Source organism: Methylosinus sp. C49, assembly GCF_009936375.1.
Lineage (GTDB): Bacteria > Pseudomonadota > Alphaproteobacteria > Rhizobiales > Beijerinckiaceae > Methylosinus.
The window spans coordinates 2,987,634-3,008,997 of the sequence record NZ_AP022332.1; the positions used below are offsets into that span (position 1 = coordinate 2,987,634).

Consider the following 21,364-nt stretch of genomic DNA (forward strand, 5'->3'; position numbering starts at 1 on the left):
GCTCCTATTCCGCCGCTTGCTTCAGTCGATCCAGCGCCAGCGCCGAACATTCCGCCATTGTGGCGGAGGCGCGCGCGATCGGATTGGTGAGATAGAAATCCGTGATCGCAGGCGCGAAATCGTCCTTCCACGCGGTCGCCGGCTGCAGCGCCACCGCCTCGAGATCGGCCGCCGAGGCGGAGCCGATCTGATCGAGCCGCAGGAGATGCGGATGCGCCTCGCCGAGCTTGGCGCGCAGCTGCTTTTGCGAGTCGAAGGGCAGCGGCGCGCCGAGAGCGCCCGAGAGCGCGCGCAGGATCGCCCAATCCTCGCGGGCGTCGCCCGGCGGGAAGGTCGCGCGCAGCGCCTCCTGCACACGGCCTTCCGTGTTCACATAGAGGCCGAACTTCTCCGTATAGGCCGCGCCCGGGAGAATGACGTCGGCGCGATGCGCGCCCTTGTCGCCATGCGTGCCGATATAGACGACGAAGGCGCCCGGCTCGATCGCGATCTCATCGGCGCCGAGATTGAAAACAAGGTCGAGCGCGCCAGCCTTCGCTATGTCCGCCGCATCGAGGCCGCCCTGCCCCGGCGTGAAGCCGAGATCGAGCGCGCCGACGCGCGACGCCGCCGTATGCAGCACGCTGAAGCCGTTCCAGCCGTCCGACAGACCGCCGTGCTTCTTGGCGGCCTGAGCGGCGAGCGCCAGAATGGCGCGGCCGTCGGGACGCGCCAGCGCGCCCTGACCGATCAGCACGAGGCGCTTGGCGGAGCCCGTCGCCGCGCTTTCGACGAAGCGCGCCAGAGCGTCGGGACCGGCGCCGAGATAATCATAATCATAGGTCAGATCGGCCTGCTCGCCGATCACCGAGATGGGGAAGCCGCCCTTCAGCCAACGCTTGCGGATGCGCGCATTGAGCACGGGCGCTTCCTTGCGCGGATTGGAGCCGATAATGAGCAGCGAATCCGCCTCGTCGACGCCGGCGATGGTGGCGTTGAAGAGATAGGAGGCGCGGCCGAAGCGCGGATCGAGCTTGGTCCCGTCCTGGCGCGCGTCGAGATTGACGCTGCCGAGCCCCTCGACGAGGAGCTTCAGCGCGTAGATCTCCTCGAGCGCGGCAAGATCGCCGACGAGCGCGCCTATCTTCTCGGCTTTCGTCGCCTTGGTCTTGGCAACGACGGCGGCGAGCGCGTCCTGCCAGCTGGCCGGACGCAGGCGTCCATTCTCACGAATATAGGGACGGTCGAGGCGCTGCGCCTTCAATCCGTCGACGACTTGTCGGGTCTTGTCGGAGATCCACTCCTCATTCACCGCCTCGTTGAGGCGCGGCAGAATGCGGATCACCTCGCGGCCGCGGGCGTCGACGCGGATCGCCGAGCCCAGCGCATCCTGCACGTCGATGGTCTCGGTCTTCTGATACTCCCACGGACGCGCGCGGAAATTCTGCGGCTTGGGCAGGAGCGCGCCGACGGGACAGAGATCGGTCACATTGCCTTGCAGCTCCGACGTCATCGCCGTCTGCAGATAGGTGGTGATCTCCATATCCTCGCCGCGGCCGATCGCGCCCATATCGCTTGTGCCGGCGATCTCCGCCGTGAAGCGCACGCAGCGGGTGCAATGGATGCAGCGGGTCATCGCCGTCTTGACGAGCGGACCGATATATTTGTCTTCGACCGCGCGCTTGTTCTCGGCATAGCGCGAGCTGTCGCCGCCAAAGGCGAGCGCCTGATCCTGCAAATCACATTCGCCGCCCTGATCGCAGATCGGACAGTCGAGCGGATGATTGACGAGCAGGAACTCCATCACGCCTTCGCGCGCCTTCTTCACCATCGGAGTTTTGGTGAAGACTTCCGGCGGCGCGCCGTCCGGTCCGGGACGCAGATCCTTCACGGCGACGGCGCAGGAGGCCTGTGGCTTGGGCGGGCCGCCCTTCACCTCGACGAGGCACATGCGGCAATTGCCGGCGATCGACAGACGCTCGTGGAAGCAGAAGCGCGGCACCTCGGCGCCGGCCTCCTCGCAGGCCTGCAGCAGCGTATATTCGGCCGGAACATCGACCTCGACGCCATCGACGAGAATTCTGGTCATTGGAATGCCTTACTCCGCCGCCACGCGCACCGGATCGGGATGCGGATTGGCCGCATAACGATCGATGCGCTTCTCGATTTCGCCACGGAAATGATTGATGAGACCCTGGATCGGCCAAGCCGCCGCATCGCCGAGCGCGCAGATCGTATGGCCTTCGATCTGCTTCGACACGTCGAACAGCATGTCGATCTCGCGCTTGTGGGCGCGGCCTTCCGCCATGCGGGTGACGACACGCCACATCCAGCCCGTGCCTTCGCGGCAAGGCGTGCACTGGCCGCAGCTCTCGTGCTTGTAGAAATAGGAGATGCGGGCGATGGCGCGGATGATGTCGGTCGACTTGTCCATGACGATGACGGCCGCTGTGCCGAGGCCAGAGCCGAGCTTCACGAGGCTGTCGAAATCCATCGGACAGTCGATGATCTGATCCGCCGGCACGAGGCGCACGGAAGAACCGCCCGGAATGACGGCGAGAAGATTGTCCGAGCCGCCGCGCACGCCGCCGCAATGGCGATCGATCAGCTCGCGGAAGGGAATGGACATGGCCTCTTCCACATTGCACGGCTTGTTCACATGGCCGGAGATGGAAAAGAGCTTGGTGCCCGTGTTGTTGGGCTTGCCGATACCGGCGAACCAGCTCGCGCCGCGACGCAGGATCGTCGGCGTTACGGCGATGGATTCGACATTATTGACCGTCGTCGGGCAGCCGTAGAGGCCGACATTGGCCGGGAACGGCGGCTTCAAGCGCGGCATGCCCTTCTTGCCTTCGAGGCTCTCGATCAGCGCCGTCTCCTCGCCGCAGATGTAAGCGCCGGCGCCGTGATGGACGTAGAGATCGAAGGGATAGCCGTGAATATTGTCCTTGCCGATGAGCCGCGCCTCATAGGCCTCGTCGATCGCCTTCTGCAGCGCGATGCGCTCCGCGATGAACTCGCCGCGCACATAAATGTAAGAGGCGTGCGCGCCCATGGCGAAGGAGGCGATCAGCGCGCCTTCGATCAGCGTATGCGGATCATTGCGCATGATCTCGCGGTCTTTACAGGTGCCCGGCTCCGACTCGTCGGCGTTGATGACGAGATAGGAGGGACGCAAGGGGTCTGGCGTCTTGGGCATGAAGGACCATTTGAGGCCGGTGGAGAAGCCGGCGCCGCCGCGTCCGCGCAGCCCCGAATCCTTGACCTCTTGAATGATCTTGTCGCGGCCGAGCTCCAGCAGCGCCTTGGTGTTGTCCCAGGCGCCGCGCGAGCGGGCTCCGGCGAGGCTCTTGTCGCCTATGCCATAGAGATTTGTGAAGATGCGATCCTTGTCGGCGAGCATTTGTCGTTCACTCCGCCTGCGCTTTGGCGCCGTCGCCGTAGAAGGATGTCAGGCTCGTCAGTCCGCCCGCCGGCTCCGAGGAGACGCGGCCCGTCTGCGAGCCGATCTTCACCGGCCGGCCGGCGGCGAGATCGTCGAGTAGCTTCTCGAAATTCTCGGCCGTCAAATCTTCGTAATAGTCGTCGTTGATCTGCACCATCGGCGCATTGCAGCAGGCGCCGAGGCACTCGACCTCGAGCCAGGAGAACAGCCCATCGGCGCTCACATGGCGCTGCGGGCCGACCCGGCGCTCGAGCACGGCGATCAGCTCGTCGGAGCCGCGCAGCATACAAGGCGTCGTGCCACAGAGCTGGACGTAGAATTTGCCGACCGGCTCGAGATTGAACATCGTGTAGAAGGTCGCGATCTCGAGCACGCGAATGTAGGGCATGCCGAGCGTATCAGCGACCTTCTCGATCGCCTTTTGCGGCAGCCAATAGTCGTTCTGCTTCTGCGCCTGCCACAGCGCCGGCACGACCATGGAGGCCTGACGGCCGTCGGGATATTTGGCGATCTGCGCCTCGAGCCACGCCTTGTTCTCGGGCGTGAACTCGAAGCTCGCGGGCTGCTCTTCGGCGAGACGACGTATGGACATCAGCGATCGACCTCCCCGAAGACGATATCGAGCGAACCAAGGATCGCCGAGACGTCGGCGAGCAAATGGTCCTTGCAGAGAAAATCCATGGCTTGCAGATGCGCGAAGCCGGGCGCGCGCAGCTTGCAGCGATAGGGCTTGTCGGTGCCGTCGGAGACGAGATAGACGCCGAATTCGCCCTTGGGGGCCTCGACCGCCGCATAGACCTCGCCAGCCGGCACCTTGAAGCCTTCCGTGTAGAGCTTGAAGTGATGGATGAGCGCTTCCATCGAGCGCTTCATCTCGGCGCGGGGCGGCGAGCAAATCTTATTGTTCACCGTCGCCACCGGGCCGCGGTTCTCGGCCTTCAGCAGCTTATCGACGCATTGCTTCATGATGGAGGTCGACTGGCGCATCTCCTCCATGCGGATGACCGCACGGTCGTAGCAATCGCCATTCTTGCCGACGGGAATGTCGAACTCCATCTCCTCGTAGCAATCATAAGGACGCGCCTTGCGCAAATCCCAGGGCGCGCCGGAGCCGCGCACCATCACGCCGGAGAAGCCGAATTTCCACGCATCCTCGAGCGAGATGACGCCGATGTCGGCGTTGCGCTGCTTGAAGATGCGGTTGCCGATGAACAGCTCGTCGAGATCGTCGAGGACCTTCAGGAACGGGTCGCAGAAAGCGCCGATATCCTCGACCAGCCGATCCGGCAGATCGCGGGCGACGCCGCCGGGGCGGAAATAATTGGCGTGCATGCGCGCGCCGCTGGCCCGCTCATAGAAGACCATGAGCTTCTCGCGTTCCTCATAGCCCCACAGCGGCGGCGTCAGCGCGCCGACGTCCATGGCCTGCGAGGTGACGTTGAGGAGATGCGACAGCAGTCGGCCGATCTCGGCGTAGAGCACGCGGATCAGCTGGCCACGGCGCGGCACCTCGACCTCGAGCAGCTGCTCTATGCCGAGACAGAAGGCGTGCTCCTGATTCATCGGCGCGCAATAATCGAGCCGATCGAAATAGGGCACGTTCTGCAGATAGGTTCGCGCCTCCATCAGCTTCTCGGTGCCGCGATGCAGGAAGCCGACATGCGGATCGCAGCGCTCGACCACCTCGCCGTCGAGCTCGAGAATCAGGCGCAGCACGCCATGCGCCGCCGGATGCTGCGGGCCGAAGTTCAGATTGAAGTTGCGGAGGCTCTGGTCGTTCATCGTGACAATCCCAGGCGGTGGAAGAGCGAATGACGAGAGTCGGAAGCGGCGCGAAGGGTCATGACGCGCGCTCTCACTTGCTCGCCTTCTCGTCGCCGGGGAGATCGTATTGCACGCCCTCCCAAGGCGAGAGGAAATCGAACTTCCGATATTCTTGGGTGAGGTTCAGAGGCTCATAGACGACGCGCTTGCGCTCGTCGTCGTAGCGCACCTCGACATAGCCGGACATCGGGAAATCCTTGCGCAGCGGATGACCGTCGAAGCCGTAGTCGGTCATGATGCGGCGAAGGTCGGGATGGCCGTCGAACAGCACGCCGAAGAGATCATAGGTCTCGCGCTCGAACCAGTCGGCGCCGGGATAGAGGCTGGTCAGCGAGGCGACCGGCGTCGCCTCGTCGGTCTGCGTCTTCACGCGGATGCGCTGATTATGCCTGGGCGAGAGAAGGTGCAGCACCACATCGAAACGTAGATCGCGCTCCGGGTAATCGGCCGCGGTGATGTCGGTGAAGCTGACGAAGAGAAACTCGGGATCGTCGCGCAGCACGCGCGCGGCGTCGAGCCAGCGCGAGCGCTCCACTTCCACGGTGAGCTCGCCATAGGCGATTTTCAGGCTCTTGACCACGCCCGGCAGGGCCGCAGCGACCTTCTCGCCGAGCTTTTCGAGTTCCGCGCTCATTTCTCACCCTCGCGTCATGAGAAACCGACCGCGCATGGCGCGTCGGCTCGCATCGCACTCTTCGTTTTTGCGCGCGCTCCCGAGGAGGCGCGAAATATCACCGCTCGATCGTGCCGCTGCGGCGGATCTTCTTCTGCAGAAGCAGAACGCCATAGACGAGCGCTTCGGCCGAAGGCGGACAGCCGGGGACATAGATATCGACGGGAATGATCCGATCGCAGCCACGCACCACCGAATAGGAATAGTGGTAATAGCCGCCGCCATTGGCGCAGGAGCCCATGGAGATGACGTAACGCGGCTCCGGCATCTGGTCGTAGACCTTGCGCAGCGCCGGGGCCATCTTATTGGTGAGCGTGCCGGCGATGATGATGACGTCCGACTGGCGCGGGCTGGCGCGCGGCGCGAAGCCGAAGCGTTCGAGATCGTAGCGCGGCATGGCCGCCTGGATCATCTCCACGGCGCAGCAGGCGAGGCCGAAGGTCATCCACATCAGCGAGCCGGTGCGCGCCCAATTGATGAGATCGTCGGTCGCGGTGACGAGAAAGCCCTTGTCGGCGAGCTCGTCATTGAGGCCGAGGTAGAAAGGATCGTCCGCGCCCACCGGCTTGCCGGTGCGCGGATCGACGAGCCCTTTGGCGGAGGGCGCCACAAGGGCGGGAATCTGCGTCGGGCTCTGGCGAGTGATCAATCCCATTCGAGCGCTCCCTTGCGCCATTCGTAGACGAAGCCGACGGTCAGCACGCCGAGAAAGAACATCATCGACCAGAAGCCGAAGCTGCCCGCCTCCTTGAAGGCGACCGCCCAGGGAAAGAGAAAAGCGACCTCGAGGTCGAAGACGATGAAGAGCAGAGCGACGAGATAGAAGCGCACGTCGAATTTCATGCGCGCGTCGCCGAAAGGATTGAAGCCGCACTCATAGGCGGAGAGCTTCTCCGGGTCCGGCGCCTTGAAGGCGACCAGGAAGGGGAGAACGAGCAGAGCGCCGGCGATGATCGCCGCGAGGGCGATGAAGATCACGAGCGGCAAATATTGTTCGAGCAGGCTCGGCATGGCGATGTCCGACTTTTGCGGCGGGGGCGGCGATGTGACGCGGGGCGGGAGCCCCGGGCGCCGTCTGACCGCGCGTTCCGTAACCCAGCGTATAGGTCAAAGCAAGAGCCGAGCGCGTCTTTACCAAAGGGATTGGACCAGCGGACCTTACGCCCGCCCACGCCCGGCGGCAAAATGCGCGTCGGCGCCCATCGATCAGGCGTCGCGGGGCAAGAATTCGATGATCCGGGCGGCGGCCTTCATCTCCGCGAATCGCCGCGCCCGCCTTTCCATGGCCTCGGCGTCGGCGCCCCAGGCCTCGATCTGATGGTCCTCGTCGACATGGGCGGCGGCCCAGGCGGCCTCGACCTCCATCTCGCCCAGCGCCACGGCCAGCGCGATGAGGCAGGAGCCGGTGAGCGTCGTCATGGCGTGCAGCGCCGCGAGGCGGAAGGGCGCCTCCGCCCCCTGCCCCGCATAGGCGCGCACGGCCGCGGCGATCGCCGCCGTCGCCTCCGGCGCCTGGGAGACGAAAATCACGCCCGAGGTCGCGGCGAGCTCTGCGCCGAGCCGCTCCTTGGCGAAGGCGAGCAGCGGGTCCCACGCTTCCGCCTGCGCCGCGACGAGGCCGGCCGGCTCCGCGGCGCGATAGCTCACGAGGTCGGAGCCCGCATATTTGGCGACGTCCGTGGCGACCTCCTCGAGCCGGTCGGCGACCCCGTCGATCGCTGAGTTTACAAGCCTCGTCAAAGGCATGGATGTCGGATTGAGCCTTTCGCCCTGCGCCGCCCATTCCTCGGCCAGGGCGTTGGTCAACGTCGAGGACGGCGTCGTCAAAATGCGCCGCGCCGGCGTCTTGACCGTCCGCCCGTCGAGCAGGACGGCATAGCCGCCCTCGGCCTCGCCGACGCTGGCCGATTGGTAGAACCGCTTCGGAAGCTCCGGCCGGGCGCCCCTCTGCACCGCATTGCGCAGCGGATTGCGCTCCTCATCGGGCACGAACAGGCCGTCGGCGAGACTTTCGCTTTCCTTCGACATTGCGCTCTCCTCAGGCGTCTCGGGGGCTCACGCGTCCGGCGCGGACAATATGGGATCGTCCTGCCCCACATCGAAGCCGAAAAACGCCCAGCTATTCTTCATATGCGGCGGCAGCGGCGCGGTGACGTCGAGCGTCCCGCCCTTGGGATGCGGCAGAATAAGCCGCCGCGCCAAAAGATGCAGCTTGGGCTCGAGCTCTGCGGGCATGGCGCGCATCGGATCGCGGCGGCGCACCTCGTCCTCCGGCCTGTGACCATATTTGGGATCGCCGAAGATCGGGCAGCCGATCGCCTCCGCATGGGCGCGGAGCTGATGCGTGCGGCCCGTCAAGGGCTTCATCGACAGCCAGGCGCAGCGCGGCGCCGCTTTGTCGACGATGGCGTAATAGGTCAGCGAATGCTGCGCGCCCTCGTCCCCATGGCGGGCGACGCGCATCTTCTCCCTCGCGTCGGCGGGATCGGCGGCGCGCCGCTCGCCGCCGCGACGGGAGCGCTCATCGACCATATCCGCGCCCTTGGCGAGATAGAGCGAGACCCGCCCCTGCGATGGCTTCGGCACGCCCTCGACCAGCGCCCAGTAGATTTTATGCGCCTGCCGCGAGCGGAAGATTTCCCCGAGATCGGCGGCGGTGCGCCTGTTCTTGGCGATCAGCAGCACGCCGGAGGTGTCCCGATCGAGCCGATGCACCAGCACCGGCCGCTTGTCGCCGACCGCCAGCGATTCGAGCATTCCGTCTATATGCCGCTTCATGCCCGAGCCGCCCTGCACGGCGAGGCCATAGGGCTTGTTCAGCACGAGGAGATGCGCGTCCTCGAACAAGGTCATCCCGGCGAGCTCGCGAGCGTCCTCCGGCCGCACTCGCATCACCGCCGGCGCCGCGACCGTCTCCAGCTTGAGCGGCGGCACGCGAATCTTCTGATTCTGCTCGAGCCTCGTGGAGGTGTCGACGCGCTTGCCGTCGACGCGCACCTCGCCCTTGCGGCAGATTTTCGCGAGATGCGACAGGGCCAGCGCCGGAAAGCGCCTTTTGAACCAGCGGTCGAGCCGCAGCCCCGCCTCGTCCTCGTCGACGATCAGCGTCTGCACGGGCGTCGATTGCGGCGCCTGCGCCGCTTCCCCGGTCATGTCAAAGCCCTCATAAGATAGAGTCCGAGGAACAGGCCTATGATCGACAGCCCTACCGAGCCGCCCACATAGAGCGCGGCGGCGAGCGTGTCGCCGCGCTCGATCAGAGTGACCGCATCCAGCGAGAAGGCGGAGAAGGTCGTATAGCCGCCGAGCACGCCCGTGGTCACGAAGAGCCGCATCGACTGCGACCAGCCGGCCCCCGCCTTGAAGGCGAAATAGCCGGCGGCGAGGCCCATGAGGAAGGACCCGCTGACATTTATGAGGAAAACGCCCCAAGGCAGCTGCGCGCCGAACCAGCGCTGGCACGAGGAATTGACGATATGTCTCAGGGTCCCGCCCAAGCCGGACCCGAGAAAGATGAGAAGAAGCGCGCGCATGGCCGCCTTCTAGCGCAAGCAGGCGATGGCGTCACGGGAGCCGGACGCCATCAAATTGCGCAGCTTCGATTCAAGCCCGATTTACGTATTGCCGCTAACATGCGTAAGCTAGCCCCGACAGCTGCATCGCCGTCACGCAGAAACTATTGAGACTAAATAATATTCTACGGTCGTTATGCGGCCGCAACTCGTCTGCGCCCCAGTCCATGCGCGACTGGCGAGCGCCGCGCATGTGGAGCGACGGCCGTGAGACGACCAGAATTACGCCCCAAAATCGGGGCGGAGCAGCGCGCCGCCGAGACGATCGCCGAGCCGCGCTTCGACGGCCGCTTCAGCGTGCCGCCGGACCAGCGCCGTTACGCCTGCCGCACCATCGACATGTCGGCCGAGGTCGTCGCCCTGCGCAGCGACTTCCGGCCCGCGGTCGGCGATCGGATCGCGCTCGATCTCGATCGCTGGGGCCGTTTCGACGGCGCGGTGATTCGTCTCTTCGATGGCGGCTTCACCGTGGACCTCGAGATTGCGGACCAGCCGCGCGCCCATGTGGCGATGCAATTCGCTTGGCTGACGCGGCACGCCGCGCCGAACGCCCCCCAGTGCCGCGATCACGAGCGCTTGCGGCCCAAGCGCCGGCTCACCACCTTCACCGTGGCGCAAGTGACCCTCCCCTGCGAGATCCTGGATCTCTCGCGCAGCGGCGCCTCGCTGCGGACGGAGGTGCAGGTCCCTCCGGGCGAGAAGATCACGATCGGCAAGCGGACCCAGGCCGAGGTCATTCGCCCGACCGAGGACGGTTTCGCGGTTCGCTTCCGCCGTCTTTTGCCGCTCGAGATATTCGATGAAGATATAGACCTGTGAATCGCCGCCCGAAACGCGCGAAAACGCCGAAAGCGACCCGAAAATGCCTTCCGGCCCGATTGCAGGCCCCGCCCGCATGCGATAGTGAAGACGTAGAAGCCTCAACGCGCCCGTAGCTCAGCTGGATAGAGCGCTGCCCTCCGAAGGCAGAGGTCAGGGGTTCGAATCCCTTCGGGCGCGCCATTTGCGTATATAGGCTCTGCGGAACGACGTTTCGCCGACCGTGATCTTTTCGCGCATGAACGTCCCGAATCGCTCGAGCTGGTCCGGTTCGAGCACGATTGACGGCGCGGACTGGGCTTTGATCCGCTCCAACGCGGCTTTCGCGTGCTCACGCTCCAATCTGAGCGCGGCGAGACGATCTCGGAGAAGATCGTCCATGTCGGTGACGCCATCCTCGACCATTCTATAGAGGCGCTTCAGCTTGTCCTCGGACTGGGCGATTTCCGATTGGAGGGCTTCCACCCGACTGCGGACCTCGTCGTCGCCGGCGGCGCGCTTCTGGGCCAGGGAGGTCAAGATGCCGGCCAGCCGATTCGGGCCGAATAGTCGGTCGGCAAGATGGGTCGTGACCAGACCATCGAGCCGGTCCATCGGGATCGAGCGCCCCTTGCAGCCGGTCTTGCCGACGCGGGCGGCTGTGGAGCAGGTGTAGTAGCGATGCACCTTGCCGCTCTTCGAGGTTCCTGTGCGCAGCGTCATCGCGCCGCCGCAAGCAGCGCAGACAGCGAGGCCGGTAAGGAGAATGGGGCCGGTGACGACTCGGGGAGGCAAGACGCGCGGGTCTCTTGCTTTCAGGCTCGCCTGGGCCTTGTCGAACACGGCAGCTTCGATGATTGGCGGCACGGCGATCTCGATGACTTCACTTTCGGCTTTGGCTCTCCCGGTTTTGGCCTCACGCTTGTTGAAGCGCCACCGGCCGGCATAGACCGGATTGGTCAAGACCTTGTGGACCGACGCGACGCCGAAGCGCGCGCCGAGTCGCGTTCTCAGCCCGCGCCCATTGAGCGTCTTCGTCACCTCCTTGACGCCCATTGGCCCCTTGCCGGCCCCGCCTTCGAGATACAAGCGGTAGATCATCCGCACGGTCTCGGCTTCCACAGGATCGACGACGAGCTTCTTCTTGGTCCTGTGTCCGCGCTTCTCCACTTCGGCGAGTGAATAGCCGAGCGGCAGGCGTGAGCCATTGTAGAATCCCTGGCGGGCGTTCTCCTTCATCGCGCGCAAGACGTGCTTGCTATTCTCACGGCTCTGATATTCGTCGAACAGCGCGATGACCTGTCGCATCATCACCTGCGCCGGGTCGTCGCCGAGTTCCTGGGTGATGGAGACGAGCCGCACATTGTGCTTGGCGAGCCTGCGCACATACATTTCCAGGCCGAAAGCGTCGCGGAAGAAGCGAGAGAAGGAATGGACTACGATGACGTCGATCGGATGATCGTCGTCGCAGGCGCGTTCGATCATGCGCTGAAACTCGGGACGATGGTCGTCCATGGCAGAAGCGCCGGGCTCGACATATTCGGCGACGATGCGCCAACTATGGCGTGCGCAATAGGCGCTCGTCTGCGCTTGCTGGTCGGGGATGGAGAGGTCGACCTCCGCCTGCCGCGTCGTCGAAACCCGGAGATAGAGCGCGGCGCGGGTGCAATCGGACATGGGGAAAACTCCCGGCATCGTCAAATTCGTGGCGCGAGTCCGATCGATCGGCCGAGTCTATTCCCGAGATGCGCAGGCGTCACCGGAATTTCGGCTGCGCCAGCGACAATCGCCCCGGATCGTCCCGCAATGAGAAGCAAAACGAGCCGCGGAGACCGCGGCTCGAAAATTGTGAGATCGGCAATCTCGCCGTCGTGCGGCCCGCTTCAAAACTTCGGAAACGAATCGAGGCGACCGATACGGATCAAGTCGGACAGCGCCGAACGGACCTGCGGCCAGGGAAATTCGGGGCAGTTCTCGCACCATTCGCCCTCGCGGAGCACAGCGTGGAGCTTGGCCGCGACGCCTTCGACGGTCGACGCCGGCGTGGCCGCCAGCGCATCGGCGAGATATCTCGCTATATCCGCGGCTCGCTCTTCGTCTTTTTTCGCTTCGGAGTAGCCGACGGCCAAATCTGCGGCAGCCCAGCGCGCACGATAGATTTCTTCCTCGATGGCGCAGCCCGCCTCGGCGCCTTCGGCATCGTCGACGCCGTCTGACGCGCGGATCATCTGCATCAATTGGGTTTCCAAGCTTTGCTGCTTCTGGCAGAGAACGTCGGTGATGTCCTGGGCGGTCTTCCATCGCGTCCACAGGGACGTTGCCGGATCGACGACCATCGTATGAGACGAGTCGACGCTCGCAATTCCCTTGAAAGGCGCCGGCGCGACGGCGCCGACGCTCGCAACCAACAAAGTCCTTCGGGTGAAAGCAGACGCACTCGTGATAGTCTCGGGGTCAGCCATGATCCGAGCTCCTCATAAGCCGGGTTGTGGTCAGGCCGGGCGAGGTGTTAGCTCCATCCCGCTCGGCCGCTCTCTGGTCAGAGATGGGTCCATCATAACCCGAACGACTCGCCGATCAACAAAATTCGCCATAATATAGCGATTCCTGCATGACGCCCGTCCAATGCCGAATGGCCCGAGCTGCTCTGAATCTCGGCGTCATCGAACTTGCCGATTTGGCGGAAGTTTCCACCAACACCGTGACTCGTTTCGAGCGTGGCGAGCAGGTCAAGCCGTCGACGATCGATCGCATGCGCGCCGCTCTCGAGCAGGCCGGCGTCGAATTCATTCCCGAGAATGGCGGCGGCGCCGGCGTGCGGCTGAAAAAATAGCGGGAATGCCGTCGACCGGGCACAATAGGACAACCGTCCGGTGTCTGCCCCCTCATCGACGTGGTCCGAATCGTTGGTCGAACAAGTCCCCGAGCCACGCCTCGATTACATCGACTTCGGCGCGCGTGACCGGGACATCTTCGGGCCAATCATCGGTGACAGTCCAGGCTTCGAGTTCTCGGTGGGCTTCTCGATCGATGTTCGACCGAGCTCGAATCCGCGTCGACGCGACGCGGCGATCGGCGCCGACGCAGCGAGGATCGAGAGGATTTGCACGCGCTCGCGACATCCCGGCAGGATCGCGCGCTCGATCTCGAACAAGAATGGCCTAATTTTACTCCGGGATGCGCTTTCCTACGCACTGCCATCGAGACGGTGAACGGATGACGGCCAACTCATGATCGCCGTGCGCGCCGAGGTCTCGGCGACACGGCGAGACCGAGGAAGACGAGCACCGCTTGGTTGAGACGCAATATGTCCTCTTCGTCCAAGCGCCCGATATGTGCGCCGATCTTCGATTTCGGAACCGTGGTGACCTTGTCCGCCATCAAGCGGCAGGCCACACGCAATCCGTTGCGCTCGTTCGGCTTCACCGGCAGACGGAACAAAGGCGCGTCCGTCTCGTCTGTCGTGAAAGCGCAAATGGTGATGGAGTCCGTCGCGTCGAAACTGTCATCCTGTAGGATGACCACAGGGCGCGGCTTGCCCGCGTAGTCCTTGCCGCCGGCAACAGTCCAGATGTCGCCGCGTCTCATTCGTTACCGTCGTCATCGACGTCGAGGACCGACACCGCATCGATGAACGTTTGGTCATCGAGAGAATGGGGGCTCATAGCGACGGCGAGCGACTGGCGATGCGCCTCCGCCCGGAAGGAAGCGGCGCGCACGTCCGGCACCCAAATCTGGATAGGGCGCAGCCCTTGGGCGCGCAGGCGCTCGCGATGATCGCGCACCTTGACGCGGGAGGGCTTGGGCTTCGCTGCTGGGGTCACGATCAGCCTCCTATAGGTTACATGTAACCTATCACGAGCCGTCGCGTTTCGACAATCCCGATCGTTTGCATCGGGGCAGGTCGCGGCCGCAGCTCTACAAAGCTCAGAGCATTTGTTACAGCCCCAGCCCGCGCTTCCGGCCGAGGTTCCACTCGATGCCGCCGCCGTCACGGTGAACGCCGCAGAGATATTGGCCGATGCGCTTTTCGAGAACGGGCTGCCAAGGCACGAGCTGGAAGCCAAGGCCGTCCTCGATCATCGCGAAGCGCCCGCTGGCGAGATTGGCGACGCCAGCCAGCCGCCCCGACACATATTCGCCCGGCCCGCTCGGCGAATACGACAGCCCGCGCTCCGCGGCCATCTGCCGGCCGACGCGCTCCACCTCCCGCCGCTCCAGCGTGGCGATAGCGCTGCGCGGAATGGAGATAGATCTTCCGTTATCCTTGGCGAGGCCCATTTCCACTAACCGCTCTCCGCGCCGGTGGAGCGCATTCTTCACGTCCCGACCGAAGCCCGCTTCTACTAACGAAGTCTGCTTGTCGGCGACGAGTTCGCGGTCGAGCCATGTCGCTCCGTCGCTCGCGATCTGCCGTTCGAGGTCGAAGGTCGAGAGCGTACGCACGCGGAGTCCGTCGCCACCCTGGGCCAGATCATAACTTTGGCCGCGCTCGACAATATCCTTCGGGACGCGCCAGTGATCCGCGTCGACGCGCTCGACATGCCCGGCCCGGCGCAGCGCCTCCAGCCGGCGGACATGGAAGCGGACGAATGCGTCCGGGTCCTTGCCCTGCCGCTCGAAGCTCTCGCGGATACGTTCAAGATGAGCGCTCGGTCGGTAGACCCCGTCCTTCTCCGCAACGATGGCGATGTTGCGGTCGGCGGGCCTCGGACCGGAAAAGGCGGGCGCGGCTTCGACGATCATGCCTCGGCCGACCTCCTCGATGCGGGTCGGATCGGCGAACTCCATATGATGGACTCGTCCGTCGACGCCGTCGACGATGAGATAGACCCGCTCGCCCATCTCGTCGCCGGCCAGCCCTTTGGCCAGCACCCGGCCGACGATCGGCTCCTTTCCAGTCTCCCCGTGGCAAGCATATTGCGCGACGCCGCGCTCGTCCGCCAGACCGTGACCGGCTAGCGCCCGACGGATGGTCTCGATCGCTTCGTTGCGAACGCCGAGCTCTTTCAGCATCTGCTCCGCACGGTCGGAAATTGCCCACCGCCCCGTCTCAAGTTCGGCAGCGAGGCCGTAGCGTTCCAGGCGCCGCACGCGACCGAGCAGCAGCGCCCGGTTCTCTCGGACAAGATAGGAGGCGCCTTCCCCGAGCCTGAGATCAATGACGCCTTGTTCGCGCTGCTCGGCGCGAAGCATCTTGTCGAGCCGCGTCAGCCGCTCCGCCGCAACTTCATTCGCGAGCTTCGTCTGAAGCTCGATCTCACTCTGGTGGCCGAGTTCCAGCGTGACGAGTTCGCTTGCCCGGTGACGAACGCCGTGAGCGATATAGTCGCCTGCGATATTGAGGATGCGGCCGCCGTCGAGCACGCCGCGGACAATAATGTGGGTGTGGGGATGGCCGGTGTTGTGATGGTCGACGGCGATCCAGTCGAGGCCCGTCTCCAGGTCCTGCTCCATCTGCCGCATGAGGTCGCGGGTGAAGCCTCGCAGGTCGGCCATGTCGCCGGCGTCCTCCGGCGCGACGATGAAGCGGAACTGATGACGATCGTCGCGGCCGCGCTCGACGAAGGCGCGGCCGTCCGCCTCATTCTCGATCGCCGAATAAGCGTGGCCCTTCTCACCGTCGCGAGTGACGCCATCGCGTTCGAGATAGCGAAGATGGGCGTCGACGGCCTTGCTCATCGCGCCGCGCACTTTTGGACCGCGTTCCGCGTTGCGGGTTGAGCTTCACGACCCGCGCCTTCACGACGACACGTCGCGATCGGAACCGTCCGGCAGAGTCGCGCCGCCAGCCGCCGCCGTCTCTCGGCAGCGACGCCGCCACCTTCGCGCCTCGTCCCCGCGCGTTGAACCGGCCGCTTCCTTCTCCTTTCCGGCCGTCCGCCGACGCCGGACCTCGGCCGATCCGGCTGGGATCGCCGCCGGCCTTTCGGACGGCGATCTCGACCTGCCGGACGAAGGAAAGCGAGCGCGGACTGACGCTCCTTCCGCCAGCTCGGGATCGGCCGGGTCGAATGTGGAAATCGTCTCTGTCGTCGCTCGCCATTCCGAGATGATCGGCGCCGAAATCGGTCTGCGCAATGGCCTGCGAACTCCGATCGCAGGCGAGCGCAAAAATGCCGGCTGTAGCGTAGAAACGGCGAGGCATGCCACGTCGTGCCTCTCGAACGCCCGTCTCTATCATGCTGCAAATACGAACGAATTCGATTCTGGCGGAAGCCACCGCGCATCGCGCGGCACCATGCCTGCGCATTTGTAGGCTGCAAAAACCAATGTGCAGACAACCCATTACGAGCGAGGCGAGGTGCGAACGTCAGTTCGCTTTATCTTGCCGTCTTAATTGGGCGCCGTCCCGGGCCTTTCGTCCCCATATCTTCCTCCATCGGTCAATCGTAGGCAAGCGTGGTCTCGCGCGCAAAGATGCGCTTTGTCGGTGGACGGCGTAATCGATCAGTCTCGACAAGTAAGGAGCCCTCCGGCGTCGAACGCAGCTCTGAGGCGCCACGCACTTCTCCATGCTCTGCGGCGTCATTGAAACGCCGCGGCACATGTCCGCATCGGGATCGCGGGGCATCATCCACAAGCACTAGAGCGTGGTCGCGCGAGCGCGCCACAGGCAAGATATCGTGCTTCCCGCCGCCCTTGGTCTGCATCAGAACCGTTCTCCGCTCGCGCGGATTCCTCACATTCGAAGCGTCGCGGGCGCGCCGTTGGCGCGTCGATTTTCGTTCTTACGCGGTGGCGGCGAGGAGCTTCGGCGCGCGCTTGCCTTGCTGCTTGTCCTGCGTCTCCGCTGCCTTGAACCGGAACATCGAACCGTCGCGCCACATCGCATGCATGATGACCGAAAGCGTCCGCGCGACCGCCACGCAAGCGCGCTTGTGGCCGCGCTTCTTGGCGATCTTCAGGCTCCAGGCCTTGAGGCTGCTGAAGCCCTTGAAGCGCGTTAACATGATATTCGCCGCTTCATAGAGCGGGTGTCGGACTCGCCGTCGCCGCCCTTGGAGATGTCGCCGGAAACGTCGATCGACGTTCCCGACTGCCACTGTCGCGCCGTTGGCCCGAGATAGCGCCAACGGTCTTCGAGCGGCGTAACCGGCGCGGGTCGTCGACCGAAGTCTTGAACGCCAGAGCGCTGATCGGCCCCTGGTATCCCCATGAAGCGCCGGCAATCCACTCGCGCACCACGCGCGTTGTGAGTAAGCGGTACATGCGTCCCACCTCGAAAAACTTCGAGCGGCGCGCGATCCTCCTCGAGTGATTTGGTCATGAGGAGGGTTGGGCGATGGATCATTCCATGCTTGATGCCATGCATGAAGGCAGGACTTATCAACGGGTGGAGCTGATCACCGGCGGCCGGCGCCGGCGCAGTTGGACGTCCGAGGATAAAGCCAGGATCGTCGCGGAAAGCGCGGAGCCGAACGCCAACATTTCGGACGTCGCTCGACGCAATGGCGTAAGCCGTGGGCTGTTGACCGTCTGGCGTCGGCAGGCCTGGGAGGCGCGAAGCACACCCGAGCATGAAGCGCTGTTCGCTGCGGTGCGCGTGAGATGCGTCGAGGAGCGCGACGCGGTCTCTGTCGCGCCCTGCACGATCGAGGTCTCGATCGCCGATGCGATGGTCCGTGTGCCGATGGGCGCGGACAGCGCGACGGTCGATGCGGTGATTTCGGCGCTGCGTCGTTCGCGATGATCTCCATCGGCGCGCAGCGACGCGTGTTCGTATCGACGCGACCGGTCGATTTCCGCAAAGGTGTGCATGGACTCGTCGCTCTGGTGGCGGAAGATTTGAAATGCAATCCTTACAATGGCGACGTCTATGTGTTCCGCGCCAAGCGCAAAGACCGCTTGAAGTTTTTGCTATTCGACGGCTCGGGAACAGTTCTGGCGACGAAATGGCTGGAGGACAGCGGCTTCGCCTGGCCGCCAGCGCAAGACGGTGCGGTATCTCTGACGCAGACGCAGTTCGCGATGCATCACGCTGAAGACGGTGAAGAGGCCGAACAAAACTGCGTGATATTGCTGTATTCGCTGGAGCGTCAGCGAGCGCGGTGGTACATTCATGTCATGGCGCTTCGCTCCACGCCCCTTCCATCGGACCCGGCTCTGCTGACGGAGCTGGCGCTCGCGCTCGAAGCGGAAAACGAGACGCTGAAGACGACGATCGTGACGCTGAAAGCCCTGATTTTCGGCGCGCGCTCCGAGCGCTTGTCCAGGCTGGGCGCCGAACAGCTCGCGCTCGACCTTTCGGATAATCGAGACGAAGAGACGCGGAAGACGGCGGCGACGAACGACGACATTCCGGCGTCCGAGGAAGCCGCGAAGAAGCCGTGCAAAAAGGCCGGGCGCAATATCGGGAAGCTGCCCGAGCACCTTCCCCGCTGCGAGCGCGTCATAGAACCGACGACAACGCGGTGTCCCTGCTGCAAAGGACGGATGCATCGCATCGGCGAGGATGTGAGCGAAGTGCTCGACCGTGTGCCGGCCGTGCTGCGCGTCTTGCGCACGATCCGTCCCAAATATGCATGCCGGGCTTGCGAAAGCGCGGTCGTGCAGGCGCCGGCGCCGGCGCAGTTGATCGAAGGCGGCATGGTCTCGACGACGCTCGTCGCTCATATCGCTGTCGCCAAATATGGCTGGCTCTCGACCCTCTATCGTCAGACCGCCATCCTCGCCGGCCTGGGCGTCGTCCTCGATCGGCAGACGCTGGCGCGCTGGATGAAGCAGACGGCCTGGATGCTGAAGGGGCTCTACGATCTGCAATTGGAGGTGATGCATCGCTATCCGCGGCTCTTCTGCGACGAGACGCCGATGCCTGTGCTCGCGTCCGGACATGTGAAGCTCCGACAGTTCTGGGCGCATGCGACCGATGACCGCCCCTGGGCGGGACCGGCTCCGCCGGCCGTCGCCTATGTGTTCGCGGATGGCCGCAGCAAGAAGGAGATCGCGTCGCAGCTTTCCGGCTTCACCGGAATCTTGCAGGTCGACGGCTACGCCGCCTACAAGGCGCTGGTCAAGGACGAGGGCGCCGAAAGCCGCGTCACACTCGCTTTCTGCCTCGCGCATGCGCGCCGCAAGTTCGTCGCGGTGTTCAAAACGACCAACTCGCCATTCGCCAAAGAGGTCATCGAGACGATCGCGCTGGTCTATGCGATCGAGAAGCGCATTCGCGGCAAAAGCGCCGACGAGCGGCGCGCGGTTCGGCAGGCCGAGACAAAGCCGATCATGGAGGCGCTCCACGCCCGCTTGATCGCCGTGCGCGACGGGCTGTCGCAAATCTCGCCGCTGATCAAGGCGATAAACTATACGCTCGCGCATTGGAGCGGATTGACGCGCTTTCATGACGATGGCCGCATCGAGCCGGACACCAATATCGTGGAGCGCCCCATTCGATCGATCGCGATCGGCAAGCGCAACTCGCTTTTCGCCGGCGACAATGGCGGCGCCGAAACATGGGCGATCCTATCGACGCTGATTCAGACGGCGCGGCTCAATGGCGTCGATCCAGAGACATGGCTCGCGGATGTGCTGGAGCGCATGGTCTCCGGCGCGACCACCAACAATCGGCTCGCCGAGCTTCTCGTGTGGAACTGGAAAGCTGCGCGTGACCAGGCCGAAGCGGCGGCATGATCCGCCATCAACGCAACAGGCTCGGCTCGCTCGCCGTCTCCGCGTCTCTCGTATCGGAGCAGATCGACTCTTTGATCAGCCGCTCCGTCGTCTGCTCGAAATAGATCCAAAGGTCCGTGTGCAGATCGGAAAATTGCCGCCACTTCGGCGTCCGTCGCTTTGCACCTAGAGTGAAGCAGAGCCCAATAAGATGTATTCTGAACCCGGGTCGCGCAGATAAAGACTATGGTCGCCGCCATAGAGCGTCGTGCGCCGGCTCCAGGCCCCGCATCCCACGATGGCGCCGGCCTGCTCGGCGACGAGAGAAGTCCCGTCCCCGACGAGCTTCGTGTCCAGGCCCATGATTGCACGGCTCGCCGCTATCTGCTCGGGCGACAGGAATCCCACCTGCAAGGCGTCAATGGCAAGCGCCATGAGCGCGCCCAGGGCGGGAAGATCCTCGGAAGTCGCCCGGCGAGTCGAAAAGCGAACCGTCATCGGGCGCCGTCCAAACGCTCCCAAGCCACGATCGACACTGGGAAATAGAACTGGACACCGGCGTGTGTGCGTCGAGCTCCGACACCGATGCGATCCTGCCCCGAAGCAATGTCGGCGTCGAACATTGCCGCCAGCACGGTCATGTCAGCTGTATCCGCGAGCGTGGAGAGCTCCGCTTCCAGCCGATAGCCGTCGACGACCAGCTCGCGCAGTCCTGCCTCCCGGCCGAGCTCGCGGAGCTGCTCCAGGGTGAGCGCGTTCGTATGGGACGGATCGCGCAGTTGCTCCATGGCGTCGTAGGCCGCTTGGGTCTCCGGCGAAGGTGTCGCGTCGATGACGACAATGCGGCCACCTGAACGGCAAACGCGGGCCATCTCCGCGAGCGTGACGGCAGGATCGGGCATATGGTGGAAACTGTAGCGCGTCGTCACCCGATCGAAGCCGCCGCTCTCGAAAGGTAGCGCGGTCGCGTCACCGATTCGCCAGGCCACGTTCTCCAGCCCGGCTGCGGCCTGCCGCGCTCGCGCCTGCTCAATCATGGCGGGCGTGATGTCGATGCCAGTCACGGCGCGCGCATGTGGCGCCTGTGCGCAGGCGAGGATGCCAGGACCGCAGGCCACGTCGAGCACATCCGCGTCCGGCGTCAGAGCGCAGGCTCGGAGCGTGCGCGACATCGCGTCCGCTTCCGAATGAATGGACAGTTCGGAGAAGGGCTTGGCCCAACGGGTGAACTGGTTGACGATGCGCTGATTGTGCGTGGCGACGGTCAAATCACCCTCCTCGATCGAACAGGACCATAGACATTACCACCCCGGCCGACTAACGCTCTACGGCCATAGTTGAGCGGATAGCGGCCATGCGGGCATTGGACGACGCCGAAACCCAAAACGCCATACGCGCCCACGGCCTCGATCGGCCGACCGGCATCGGCTTCGCGTTCCTGGGCGCCGCCTGCAACGTCCTCTA

At 64.4% G+C, this 21,364-nt stretch carries 23 protein-coding genes and 1 tRNA gene; 5 read left to right on the top strand and 19 right to left on the bottom strand.

Features of this window, described 5'->3' with window-relative positions; all coding sequences use genetic code 11:
* Nucleotides 1-4 precede the first annotated feature (4 nt).
* The 10 genes from nuoG to crcB all read right to left on the bottom strand — a co-directional run bounded on the left by nuoG (nucleotide 5) and on the right by crcB (nucleotide 9,454).
* Nucleotides 5-2,068 carry an NADH-quinone oxidoreductase subunit NuoG gene (nuoG, locus tag GYH34_RS14220; RefSeq protein ID WP_161914145.1) on the bottom strand — a complete coding sequence of 688 codons (2,064 nt, stop codon included), beginning with the start codon at nucleotides 2,066-2,068 and terminating at the stop codon, nucleotides 5-7.
* 9 nt (nucleotides 2,069-2,077) lie between these two features.
* Nucleotides 2,078-3,382, bottom strand: a complete 1,305-nt coding sequence (gene nuoF / locus GYH34_RS14225; protein WP_161914146.1) for an NADH-quinone oxidoreductase subunit NuoF — start codon at nucleotides 3,380-3,382, stop codon at nucleotides 2,078-2,080.
* 7 nt (nucleotides 3,383-3,389) lie between these two features.
* Complete coding sequence (gene nuoE / locus GYH34_RS14230) at nucleotides 3,390-4,016, bottom strand: NADH-quinone oxidoreductase subunit NuoE (protein ID WP_161914147.1); 627 nt, start codon at nucleotides 4,014-4,016, stop codon at nucleotides 3,390-3,392.
* On the bottom strand, nucleotides 4,016-5,206 hold the full coding sequence (locus GYH34_RS14235; RefSeq protein ID WP_161914148.1) for an NADH-quinone oxidoreductase subunit D: 1,191 nt from the start codon (nucleotides 5,204-5,206) through the stop codon (nucleotides 4,016-4,018). Before GYH34_RS14235 ends, nuoE begins: the two co-directional genes overlap by 1 nt.
* A 73-nt stretch (nucleotides 5,207-5,279) precedes the next feature.
* Nucleotides 5,280-5,882 carry an NADH-quinone oxidoreductase subunit C gene (locus tag GYH34_RS14240; RefSeq protein ID WP_161914149.1) on the bottom strand — a complete coding sequence of 201 codons (603 nt, stop codon included), beginning with the start codon at nucleotides 5,880-5,882 and terminating at the stop codon, nucleotides 5,280-5,282.
* 97 nt (nucleotides 5,883-5,979) lie between these two features.
* Complete coding sequence (locus tag GYH34_RS14245; protein WP_142863913.1) at nucleotides 5,980-6,576, bottom strand: NADH-quinone oxidoreductase subunit B; 597 nt, start codon at nucleotides 6,574-6,576, stop codon at nucleotides 5,980-5,982.
* Nucleotides 6,567-6,932 carry an NADH-quinone oxidoreductase subunit A gene (locus tag GYH34_RS14250; RefSeq protein ID WP_018265968.1) on the bottom strand — a complete coding sequence of 122 codons (366 nt, stop codon included), beginning with the start codon at nucleotides 6,930-6,932 and terminating at the stop codon, nucleotides 6,567-6,569. The genes GYH34_RS14245 and GYH34_RS14250 overlap by 10 nt, the downstream gene beginning before the upstream one ends.
* Before the next feature lie 195 nt (nucleotides 6,933-7,127).
* Nucleotides 7,128-7,949, bottom strand: coding sequence for an ATP12 family protein (locus tag GYH34_RS14255; protein ID WP_161914150.1), 822 nt, complete (start codon nucleotides 7,947-7,949; stop codon nucleotides 7,128-7,130).
* Nucleotides 7,950-7,976: 27 nt separating this feature from the next.
* Complete coding sequence (locus GYH34_RS14260) at nucleotides 7,977-9,074, bottom strand: RluA family pseudouridine synthase (RefSeq protein ID WP_161914151.1); 1,098 nt, start codon at nucleotides 9,072-9,074, stop codon at nucleotides 7,977-7,979.
* A complete protein-coding gene (gene crcB, locus GYH34_RS14265; RefSeq protein WP_161914152.1) occupies nucleotides 9,071-9,454 on the bottom strand; it encodes a fluoride efflux transporter CrcB in 384 nt (127 codons plus the stop codon). Before crcB ends, GYH34_RS14260 begins: the two co-directional genes overlap by 4 nt.
* A 246-nt stretch (nucleotides 9,455-9,700) precedes the next feature.
* On the opposite strand from crcB, the gene GYH34_RS14270 reads away from it, so the two are divergent.
* Both GYH34_RS14270 and GYH34_RS14275 read left to right on the top strand, forming a co-directional pair.
* The gene (locus tag GYH34_RS14270) at nucleotides 9,701-10,312 is read left to right on the top strand and encodes a PilZ domain-containing protein (protein ID WP_161914153.1); all 612 of its coding nucleotides are present in this window, start codon (nucleotides 9,701-9,703) and stop codon (nucleotides 10,310-10,312) included.
* A gap of 106 nt (nucleotides 10,313-10,418) precedes the next feature.
* Nucleotides 10,419-10,495: transfer RNA gene (locus GYH34_RS14275), tRNA-Arg, on the top strand.
* On the opposite strand, the gene GYH34_RS14280 is transcribed toward GYH34_RS14275, so the two are convergent.
* The gene (locus GYH34_RS14280) at nucleotides 10,466-11,968 is read right to left on the bottom strand and encodes a recombinase family protein (RefSeq protein ID WP_244635126.1); all 1,503 of its coding nucleotides are present in this window, start codon (nucleotides 11,966-11,968) and stop codon (nucleotides 10,466-10,468) included. The two genes, GYH34_RS14275 and GYH34_RS14280, sit on opposite strands and share 30 nt — an antisense overlap.
* Nucleotides 11,969-12,174: 206 nt before the next feature.
* On the bottom strand, nucleotides 12,175-12,753 hold the full coding sequence (locus tag GYH34_RS14285) for a hypothetical protein (protein ID WP_161914155.1): 579 nt from the start codon (nucleotides 12,751-12,753) through the stop codon (nucleotides 12,175-12,177).
* 149 nt (nucleotides 12,754-12,902) lie between these two features.
* Here GYH34_RS14285 and GYH34_RS14290 point away from each other — a divergent pair, with 149 nt between their 5' ends.
* A complete protein-coding gene (locus GYH34_RS14290) occupies nucleotides 12,903-13,124 on the top strand; it encodes a helix-turn-helix domain-containing protein (RefSeq protein ID WP_161914156.1) in 222 nt (73 codons plus the stop codon).
* Nucleotides 13,125-13,229: 105 nt separating this feature from the next.
* Here GYH34_RS14290 and GYH34_RS14295 read toward each other — a convergent pair whose 3' ends face one another.
* The 5 genes from GYH34_RS14295 to GYH34_RS22240 all read right to left on the bottom strand — a co-directional run bounded on the left by GYH34_RS14295 (nucleotide 13,230) and on the right by GYH34_RS22240 (nucleotide 17,244).
* Nucleotides 13,230-13,445, bottom strand: coding sequence for a hypothetical protein (locus GYH34_RS14295; protein ID WP_161914157.1), 216 nt, complete (start codon nucleotides 13,443-13,445; stop codon nucleotides 13,230-13,232).
* Nucleotides 13,446-13,519: 74 nt separating this feature from the next.
* The gene (locus GYH34_RS14300; protein WP_161914158.1) at nucleotides 13,520-13,879 is read right to left on the bottom strand and encodes a type II toxin-antitoxin system PemK/MazF family toxin; all 360 of its coding nucleotides are present in this window, start codon (nucleotides 13,877-13,879) and stop codon (nucleotides 13,520-13,522) included.
* Nucleotides 13,876-14,115, bottom strand: coding sequence for an antitoxin MazE family protein (locus GYH34_RS14305; protein WP_161914159.1), 240 nt, complete (start codon nucleotides 14,113-14,115; stop codon nucleotides 13,876-13,878). Before GYH34_RS14305 ends, GYH34_RS14300 begins: the two co-directional genes overlap by 4 nt.
* Before the next feature lie 115 nt (nucleotides 14,116-14,230).
* Nucleotides 14,231-15,973 (bottom strand): DUF3363 domain-containing protein, encoded by a 1,743-nt coding sequence (locus GYH34_RS14310; protein ID WP_244635128.1) that lies wholly within the window; start codon nucleotides 15,971-15,973, stop codon nucleotides 14,231-14,233.
* Between the two features lie 1,049 nt (nucleotides 15,974-17,022).
* Nucleotides 17,023-17,244, bottom strand: coding sequence for a hypothetical protein (locus GYH34_RS22240; protein ID WP_197745429.1), 222 nt, complete (start codon nucleotides 17,242-17,244; stop codon nucleotides 17,023-17,025).
* 332 nt (nucleotides 17,245-17,576) lie between these two features.
* Here GYH34_RS22240 and GYH34_RS14320 point away from each other — a divergent pair, with 332 nt between their 5' ends.
* Nucleotides 17,577-17,984, top strand: a complete 408-nt coding sequence (locus GYH34_RS14320; protein ID WP_161914160.1) for a transposase — start codon at nucleotides 17,577-17,579, stop codon at nucleotides 17,982-17,984.
* Nucleotides 17,981-19,921 (top strand): IS66 family transposase, encoded by a 1,941-nt coding sequence (locus tag GYH34_RS14325; protein ID WP_161914161.1) that lies wholly within the window; start codon nucleotides 17,981-17,983, stop codon nucleotides 19,919-19,921. Before GYH34_RS14320 ends, GYH34_RS14325 begins: the two co-directional genes overlap by 4 nt.
* Nucleotides 19,922-20,086: 165 nt before the next feature.
* Here the strand turns inward: GYH34_RS14325 and GYH34_RS14330 are convergent, their stop codons facing one another.
* Together GYH34_RS14330 and GYH34_RS14335 are read right to left on the bottom strand one after the other, a co-directional pair.
* The gene (locus tag GYH34_RS14330) at nucleotides 20,087-20,398 is read right to left on the bottom strand and encodes a hypothetical protein (protein ID WP_161914162.1); all 312 of its coding nucleotides are present in this window, start codon (nucleotides 20,396-20,398) and stop codon (nucleotides 20,087-20,089) included.
* The gene (locus tag GYH34_RS14335; protein WP_161914163.1) at nucleotides 20,395-21,168 is read right to left on the bottom strand and encodes a methyltransferase domain-containing protein; all 774 of its coding nucleotides are present in this window, start codon (nucleotides 21,166-21,168) and stop codon (nucleotides 20,395-20,397) included. The genes GYH34_RS14330 and GYH34_RS14335 overlap by 4 nt, the downstream gene beginning before the upstream one ends.
* Nucleotides 21,169-21,364 lie beyond the last annotated feature (196 nt).